7 protein-coding genes and 1 riboswitch are annotated in these 8,038 nt (G+C 54.7%); of the genes, 2 read left to right on the top strand and 5 right to left on the bottom strand.

From position 1 onward, the window contains the following. Positions 1-115 precede the first annotated feature (115 nt). Positions 116-967, bottom strand: coding sequence for a glutamate racemase (gene murI / locus PGS10_RS23345; RefSeq protein WP_015703959.1), 852 nt, complete (start codon positions 965-967; stop codon positions 116-118). Beyond that, entirely contained in the window at positions 912-2,759 is a 1,848-nt protein-coding gene (gene btuB / locus PGS10_RS23340; protein ID WP_063414030.1) for a TonB-dependent vitamin B12 receptor BtuB, read from the bottom strand. The genes murI and btuB overlap by 56 nt, the downstream gene beginning before the upstream one ends. Before the next feature lie 65 nt (positions 2,760-2,824). Then, a riboswitch (cobalamin riboswitch) is annotated at positions 2,825-3,012 on the bottom strand. 115 nt (positions 3,013-3,127) lie between these two features. Here btuB and trmA point away from each other — a divergent pair. Beyond that, positions 3,128-4,228, top strand: a complete 1,101-nt coding sequence (gene trmA, locus PGS10_RS23335) for a tRNA (uridine(54)-C5)-methyltransferase TrmA (RefSeq protein WP_020077583.1) — start codon at positions 3,128-3,130, stop codon at positions 4,226-4,228. A gap of 52 nt (positions 4,229-4,280) precedes the next feature. Here trmA and PGS10_RS23330 read toward each other — a convergent pair whose 3' ends face one another. Both PGS10_RS23330 and fabR read right to left on the bottom strand, forming a co-directional pair. Further along, entirely contained in the window at positions 4,281-4,640 is a 360-nt protein-coding gene (locus tag PGS10_RS23330; RefSeq protein ID WP_316423569.1) for a YijD family membrane protein, read from the bottom strand. Between the two features lie 15 nt (positions 4,641-4,655). Next, positions 4,656-5,291 (bottom strand): HTH-type transcriptional repressor FabR, encoded by a 636-nt coding sequence (gene fabR, locus PGS10_RS23325; protein ID WP_015368907.1) that lies wholly within the window; start codon positions 5,289-5,291, stop codon positions 4,656-4,658. A gap of 196 nt (positions 5,292-5,487) precedes the next feature. On the opposite strand from fabR, the gene sthA reads away from it, so the two are divergent. After that, positions 5,488-6,888 carry a Si-specific NAD(P)(+) transhydrogenase gene (gene sthA / locus PGS10_RS23320; protein ID WP_316423568.1) on the top strand — a complete coding sequence of 467 codons (1,401 nt, stop codon included), beginning with the start codon at positions 5,488-5,490 and terminating at the stop codon, positions 6,886-6,888. Here the strand turns inward: sthA and oxyR are convergent. Next, positions 6,871-7,788, bottom strand: a complete 918-nt coding sequence (gene oxyR / locus PGS10_RS23315; protein WP_045395327.1) for a DNA-binding transcriptional regulator OxyR — start codon at positions 7,786-7,788, stop codon at positions 6,871-6,873. The genes sthA and oxyR overlap by 18 nt on opposite strands. Positions 7,789-8,038 lie beyond the last annotated feature (250 nt).

Raw genomic sequence — 8,038 nt, 5'->3', positions numbered from 1 at the left:
GGCTTGCTTGCCGTTGTTCCGTGTCAGTGGAGGCGCATTATAGGGAGTTCTGAGACGTTGACAAGCCCTGTTTTCAAAAAACTTTTCAACCGTCTTTTTTTTGCGCAAAACGCCATTAAAGCGGTAGTTTTTCCAGCGTTTCAAAGCCGTAACGCTGTAAAACGGGTAAAAGCTGTTCAGTATCCGGGGTAATCGCCATGCAAAAAGCCTTATTGGCATCATTCGATTTGGCATCCGGCGCTTCATGCTCCAGCAGCCAGGCGGTGCGTCGAGCAATCGCCGCGCCGGAATCGATAAACCGCGTTCCTTCCGGCATAACCTGTTGCAGTTCTTCCGCCAGTAGTGGGAAGTGCGTACAACCTAATACGACCGTATCGGGCGGTTCCTGCATCCGTAACCACGGGCGCAGAATTCGACGCAGCTCTTCCAACGGTACCGCTTCGCCGTGCAGCTTCGCCTCTGCCAGTTCCACCAGTTCAGCGGAACCCAGCATTTCGATGCGGCATTCATTGGCAAAGCGGTCAATGAGTTCACGGGTATAAGGACGCTTGACGGTACCGCGCGTCGCCAGCAGGCCAACAATGCCGTTTGCCGTTAAGCGCGCGGCAGGCTTAATTGCCGGCACCACGCCGACCACCGGGAAAGCGAACTTTTCACGTAGGGCTGGCAGGGAAACGGTACTGGCGGTATTACAGGCGATGACCGCCAGCGCCAGAGGATAGCGTTGCTGAACGGCAGTCACGATCTCAACAACACGCTCAACGATAAACTCTTCGCTCTTCTCGCCATACGGGAAAGCAACGTTATCGAAAGCATAAATGTAATGTAGATCCGGCAGCAGCTGCCGAATCTCGTTATATACCGACAACCCACCGACGCCGGAATCAAACACCAGCACGGTGGGACGTGGATCAGAAGGTGTAGCTGCCAGACAAGGTGTATTCCCGTCCTGCAGTTTGGTAGCCATATACTGTCTCGTAATCTTTATCGAACAGGTTGGCTATTTTACCACGAACTGTGAGATGTGAGGTGACTGGATACGAAACTGCGAGATCCCACAAGCTTACGCCGCCCAACTTAACGCTCTCAGGCGCATAGGTTACCGGGTCGTAAGTGTTGTCATAACGGGTGCCAAGATAGTGATAGGTCACACCCCAGTCGAAATCATAAATCTGCCAGTCCAGCTGGTATTTCACCTGCTGTTTTGCCCGGCGCACCAGCAGCTCGTTGGTTTTCGCATCACGCGCATCGACATAGTCATAGCTGATGCTGTGCGCCAGCGGCCCGGTATCAAACGACGCCGTCGCTTCAATACCTTTAATACGCGCCTTGCCGACGTTGTAATATTTCATCAGCTGCGAGTCGTAGTCGATCAGATTGTCGATGTCGTTACGATATCCGGACAGGCGCCATGTCACCCCAGACGTCAGGCCTTCAAAGGCCCCTTCCCACTGCTTGCTCTCTTCCGGGTCGAGATTCTGATTACCATAGAAGCCGTAAAGCTGGCCGAGATTCGGCGCTTTGTAGGCGGTGCCATAAGAGGCGATAAAGCGGTAGCCGTCGATAAACTCCCACGCGGCGCTGCTCTGCCAGGTACCGTGCTGGCCAAACTGCGAGTTATCATCGCTACGCGCCGCCCCTTCCAGAGTGAAATCGCCCAACTTTTGCAAGCCGGTGATAAACAGGCCGGTATTACGGATTTCATAGCCATCGGTCACATAGTTCGTGCCAGGCTCGGTGGTTTGTTTCTGCCAGTCGATTCCGGCGCCCACGTTGCCGTGGCCAATATCGACCGTATTCGCCCACTGCACGTTGTACTGTTTCACTTCATCCAGCGTCGCCGAGGTGTCATAGCGCCCCAGTCGCGGATCGTAATTGTAGTCCTTGCTGTGGCTATAGCTGGAAGTTAGCTGCGAGTGGAAGATATCCTGATTAAAACGCAGGCCGGCATCCCAGGTCTGGCTATACAGCTGGCGAGTGTCGACTAATACGCCGCCATAAGGAGAGCCATCATAGGCCGTCCGGTTGTCATAGCCATATCCGCGCACAAAGCCGCTCCACTCATTGGAGAAGCTATGCTCCAGCGCGCCGTAGATCGTTTTGCTCATAAAGCCATCGCGATCCGGCTGGCGAACGCCGCCGGTATTGCCTTCAGCGACAACATCAAAGCCTTTGGTATAGGTATAGTCGCCCGCCAGGGTGACGCGGGTATGACCGCCGAAAGTCTGCTGCGTGCTGCCGCCGTAGTTCTGGTAGCCATTTGAACCCACGCCGGCATTGAGCGTGGTGCCGTCCTGGTCGCGAGTGGTAATAATGTTCACCACCCCGCCAATCGCGTCTGAGCCGTAGACCGCCGAGCGCGGGCCGCGAACGTATTCAATGCGCTGTACCAGAGCGATAGGGAACTGGCTTAAGTCGGAAGAGCCGCTGACGCCCGCCTGATTCAGACGTACGCCATCCACCAGGATTAAGACATGGCTGGAGTTGGTACCGCGTACGAAGAGAGAGCTCTGCTGCCCCATGCCGCCGTTTTGCGCGATGTCCACGCCCGGCAGGCGGCGCATCACATCGGTGAGAGAGGTTGACTGCCAGCGATCGATATCCTGCCGCGTCACCACGCTCACCGGCGCCAGCACGGTCTCGATAGGTTGCGCCACACGGTTTGCCGTCACCACTAACGTATTTGAATTGCTGTCCTGCGCCCAGCCGGAAAATGCCGTGACGGATAAAGCCGTCATCAGCGAAGCTTTTTTAATCATTGTAAAAGCATCCATAATATAGAGAGGATGCCGCCGGCTCTATCAGTAGCTCGCGATGATAGAAACCAAATGCGACGTATCCGGCAGGTCTTCGGGCTTGGAGGCGGTTTCAAGAAATAATGACTTCCCACGGCTAACCGCAGTGTCTGCACCGAGTGCGCTTATTTCTCACCTTTCCTTACCGCTGCGCGTCAGCTCCAGATTCGCACTGGATTCCCTATTAACTCAGAGGACCGGTTGCAAGATGCTACAATTAGAAACATATAGATGTCCAGACTGCTATAACGATATTTCATCCGCAACCAGGGCTGGACATCCCCAATGCTTTCCCTACAATCCCCGCGTACTTATTTTATTCAGGATGCATCATGACCCCCGAACACCTCCCTACCGAGCAATACGAAGCGCAACTGGCAGAAAAAGTCGTCCGTTTGCAGAAAATGATGGCCCCTTTTGCCGCGCCGGTTCCGGAGGTATTTCGTTCGCCGGTCAGCCACTACCGGATGCGCGCTGAATTTCGCCTGTGGCACGACGGCGACGACCTCTATCACATCATCTTCGATCAGCAGACCAAGTCGCGTATTCGCGTCGATACCTTCCCGGCCGCCAGCGAGCTCATCAACCAGCTGATGCCGGCGATGCTCGACGGCGTGCGCCATAACCCGGTCCTGCGCCATAAGCTTTTCCAGATTGATTATCTGACGACCATGAGCAACCAGGCCATCGTCTCGCTGCTCTATCACAAGAAGCTCGACGACGAATGGCGCCAGCACGCGGAAGCGCTGCGCGATGCCCTGCGCGCGCAAAATCTCAACGTGCAGCTGATTGGCCGCGCCACTAAAACCAAAATCGAGCTCGATAGGGATTATGTCGATGAACGTCTACCGGTTGGCGGGCGCGAAATGATTTATCGTCAGGTAGAAAACAGCTTTACCCAGCCAAACGCGGCGATGAATATTCAGATGCTGGAGTGGGCGCTGGACGTCACCAAAGGCTCCACCGGCGATCTGCTGGAGCTCTACTGCGGCAACGGCAACTTCTCGCTGGCGCTGGCGCGTAACTTCGATCGCGTGCTGGCGACGGAAATCGCTAAACCGTCAGTCGCCTCCGCGCAATACAATATTGCCGCCAACCATATCGATAACGTGCAGATTATCCGCATGGCGGCAGAAGAGTTTACTCAGGCGATGAACGGCGTGCGAGAGTTTAACCGTCTACAGGGTATCGATCTGCAAAGCTATCAGTGCGAAACCATTTTTGTCGATCCGCCGCGCAGCGGGCTGGATAGCGAGACCGAAAAAATGGTTCAGGCCTATCCGCGAATTCTCTATATCTCCTGCAACCCGGAAACACTGTGCCAGAACCTGGAAACCCTCAGCCAGACGCACAATGTCACCCGCCTGGCGCTATTCGATCAGTTCCCGTATACCCACCATATGGAATGCGGCGTGCTGTTAACGAAGAAATAAACGCATAAAAAAACCCGGCGAACGCAACGTTGCCGGGTTATTGCCTGGCGGATTACTCCGCCGCGGTATCTTTGCGGTTGCGCATCTTGTAACCGATCCAGAACACCATCACGACGGACAGTACGGCCGGGAAGAAGTTAGAGCCGATATCCGGATATTCTGCGCGCACCACGGTGCTATACAGCAATACGCCGAGAATAAAACAGGCGGCGGAAAGCCCCGGCAGCCCGACCGGCATACTGCGGTTCTGATAGCGCTGGTGCAGGCAGTACACCGTCAGCAGCAGCGACAGAACCGGGAAGATGGAAAAGGGAACGATTGAGCTGAACAGCGCGGCGAAGGTGCCATTAATGGACAGACCCGCGATCAGCGCCAGCAGTAGCGAACCTTTATCTTGAACTGAGTGTTTCATTGCTCGTCCTTCACGTTATTCGGAATGATGTGACATTTTTTCTTGTTCACGGCGATACCAGTAATACGCGCCTTTTGAAATCATTCTGAGCTGCAGTACCAGCCGCTCTTCCAGCTGTCGGCGCTGTTCCGGACTGACGTCCAGCGCTTCCGCACCGGCGTTGAATACGATGGTGACCATAGCTTCAGCCTGCGCTTCGGTAAAGGCGCGCGGCATATGATTTTCGAGTTCTAAATAGTCGGCAAGTTCCGCGATGAAATGCTGGATCTCGCGCGCTACAGCGGCTCGAAACGCCGCGGATGTGCCAGAACGCTCACGCAACAGCAGGCGAAAGGCGTTCGGGTTGTTACCAATAAACTCCATAAAGGTAGAGACGGAGGTGCGGATCACGCTGCCGCCTTTGGCAATGCGCTGGCGCGCCTGGCGCATCAGCTGGCGCAGCATTAGCCCGCTTTCGTCTACCATCGTCAGGCCTAACTCATCGACATCGCGAAAATGACGATAAAAGGACGTCGGCGCGATCCCTGCTTCCCGCGCAACCTCGCGCAAGCTCAGGCTGGCAAAGCTTCGCTCAGCGCTAAGTTGGCTAAATGCCGCTTCCACCAGCGAGCGGCGGGTTTTTTCTTTTTGTTGTGCTCTTACGCCCATCACGATGTATGAATCCTTCCAATAGCCCTGTCGGCACTATACCAGAGATTAAAACTAATCGGTTTGTACTGGATTGTGAATGATTGTTTATGAGCCGTTTCTGCTTTTATGCCGCAAAAAAGCACAACGATAATTGGGTTAAAGCTCGCCAAATGTTATCATCGTGTTTATTTTGTGTATAAAACAGGTGAGTAATGCCATGTCACACTCTTGGGATTATGATGCAATAGTGATTGGTTCCGGTCCTGGCGGCGAAGGCGCCGCTATGGGACTGGTGAAACAGGGAGCTCGTGTTGCCGTTATCGAGCGCTACCATAACGTCGGCGGTGGTTGTACCCACTGGGGAACCATCCCGTCAAAAGCGCTTCGCCATGCCGTCAGCCGTATTATCGAGTTTAACCAAAACCCCCTCTACAGCGACCATTCCCGTCTTCTCCGTTCTTCCTTCGCCGACATCCTCAACCATGCCGACAGCGTCATTAACCAGCAAACCCATATGCGTCAGGGTTTCTATGAGCGCAACCACTGCGAAATTCTGCAGGGCAACGCCCACTTTGTTGATGAGCACACGCTGGCGCTGGAGTGTCACGATGGCACCGTAGAAACGGTCACCGCCGAGAAATTCGTTATCGCCTGCGGCTCGCGCCCGTATCATCCGGCCGACGTCGATTTTCACCACCCGCGTATTTACGACAGCGATTCCATTCTTAGCCTGCACCACGAACCGCGCCACGTGATCATTTACGGCGCCGGGGTGATCGGCTGCGAGTACGCATCGATCTTCCGCGGTATGGAAGTTAAGGTCGATCTGATCAACACCCGCGATCGTCTACTGGCGTTCCTCGATCAGGAGATGTCCGATTCGCTCTCCTATCACTTCTGGAACAGCGGCGTGGTTATCCGCCATAACGAAGAGTACGAGAAAATCGAAGGCGTCGATGATGGCGTGATCATGCATCTGAAATCCGGTAAGAAGCTGAAAGCTGACTGCCTGCTGTACGCCAACGGCCGTACCGGTAACACCGACACCCTGGCGCTGCAAAATATCGGTCTGCAAACCGACAGCCGCGGCCAGCTGAAAGTGAACAGCATGTATCAGACCGCTCTGCCGCACATCTATGCCGTCGGCGACGTTATCGGTTATCCGAGCCTGGCGTCAGCGGCTTACGATCAGGGGCGCATCGCCGCGCAGGCGCTGATCAAAGGCGAAGCCTCCGCGCATCTGATTGAAGATATCCCGACCGGGATCTACACCATTCCGGAAATCAGCTCAGTGGGTAAAACCGAGCAGCAGCTTACCGCCATGAAGGTGCCTTATGAGGTAGGTCGCGCGCAGTTTAAACATCTGGCGCGGGCGCAAATCGTCGGTATGAGCGTAGGTACGCTGAAGATTCTGTTCCATCGTGAGACGAAAGAGATCCTCGGTATCCACTGCTTTGGCGAGCGCGCAGCCGAAATTATTCATATCGGCCAGGCGATTATGGAGCAGAAAGGTGGCGGTAACACCATTGAGTACTTCGTTAACACCACCTTTAACTACCCGACCATGGCCGAAGCCTATCGGGTAGCGGCGTTAAACGGCTTAAACCGCCTCTTTTAACGCCTTATCGAAGTGGCCATCCATAGTACTACGGATGGCCTCCGCCAGATGCTCATAGCGGCTACGCAGCGGCGAACCAGGACGATAAACCAGCCCGATGGTGCGTCTTGGTTCCGGCTTAATGCACGGAATATAGACCACGCCATCGCGTTTTCTATCCTGCGGTACCGCCAGCGCCGGCAGCAGCGTAATACCACTTCCGGCGGCAACCATGTTGCGCAGCGTTTCAAGGCTGGTCGCCCGGAAGTGGGTATCTTCATCCGCACCCGCTTCAAAGCAGAAGCCCATCGCCTGGTCGCGCAGACAGTGTCCGTCTTCCAACATCAGCAGCTTTTCACCGGCTAAATCCGACATCGGCACGCGATCGCGCTCCGCCCACGGATGGTCTTCGTAGATAGCCAGCATCATCGGCTCATCGAACAGCGGCACTTCGATAAAGGCTTCACTCTCTTTAACCAGCGCGAGAATCGCGCAGTCGAGCTTACCGCTATCGAGCTGCGCCAGCAGCTGATGGGTTTGCGCCTCATGCAGATACATTTCCAGCTTCGGGAAAGTCTGATGCAGCATCGGGATTATGTGCGGCAGCAAATATGGCCCCACCGTCGGGATCAGGCCGATATGCAGCGGCCCGGACATGGTTTCCCCTTGCTGGCTTGCCATCTCCTTGAGCACTTTTACTTCGCGTAGCACGGTACGCGCCTGATCCACCAGCAGCAAACCCGCCTGAGTGAACAGAACCTTACGGCTGGTGCGCTCCAGTAACATCACCCCAAGTTCATCTTCCAGCTTGCGAATTTGTCCGCTGAGCGTGGGCTGACTGACGTGGCAGGAATCTGCCGCACGTCGAAAGTGGCGATGTTCAGCCAGCGCTACCAGGTATTCAAGATCGCGAATATTCATTATTCATCCTCCATCGCCACGATAGTCCATGGCGATAGATAGAATAGCAACGAACGATTATCCCTATCAAGTTTTCTGTTCAATAATAACCACAGAAACGAGGAGAACATCTGAAAATCATTGAGTCGCCTCACAGTTTCCCTACCCGAACAACTAAAGCCAACGTGAACTTTTGCGGACCTTGTGTCCGCTTTTTTTTTGCGTAAAAAAGCCCGGGAGTTACCCAGGCTCATTCACTCGCGCGCAATCT

The organism is Klebsiella sp. 141153 (assembly GCF_032601995.1).
Classification (GTDB): Bacteria; Pseudomonadota; Gammaproteobacteria; order Enterobacterales; family Enterobacteriaceae; genus Klebsiella; species Klebsiella aerogenes.
The sequence above is the reverse complement of the archived record's forward strand: the minus strand, read 5'-3'. Positions and strand labels throughout refer to the sequence as shown.

Excerpts from the sequence above, each read along its gene's own strand:
- murI (WP_015703959.1), bottom strand. The coding sequence starts at position 967 with ATGGCTACCAAACTGCAGGACGGGAATACACCTTGTCTGGCAGCTACA.
- btuB (WP_063414030.1), bottom strand. The coding sequence starts at position 2,759 with ATGATTAAAAAAGCTTCGCTGATGACGGCTTTATCCGTCACGGCATTT.
- trmA (WP_020077583.1), top strand. The coding sequence starts at position 3,128 with ATGACCCCCGAACACCTCCCTACCGAGCAATACGAAGCGCAACTGGCA.
- PGS10_RS23330 (WP_316423569.1), bottom strand. The coding sequence starts at position 4,640 with ATGAAACACTCAGTTCAAGATAAAGGTTCGCTACTGCTGGCGCTGATC.
- sthA (WP_316423568.1), top strand. The coding sequence starts at position 5,488 with ATGTCACACTCTTGGGATTATGATGCAATAGTGATTGGTTCCGGTCCT.
- oxyR (WP_045395327.1), bottom strand. The coding sequence starts at position 7,788 with ATGAATATTCGCGATCTTGAATACCTGGTAGCGCTGGCTGAACATCGC.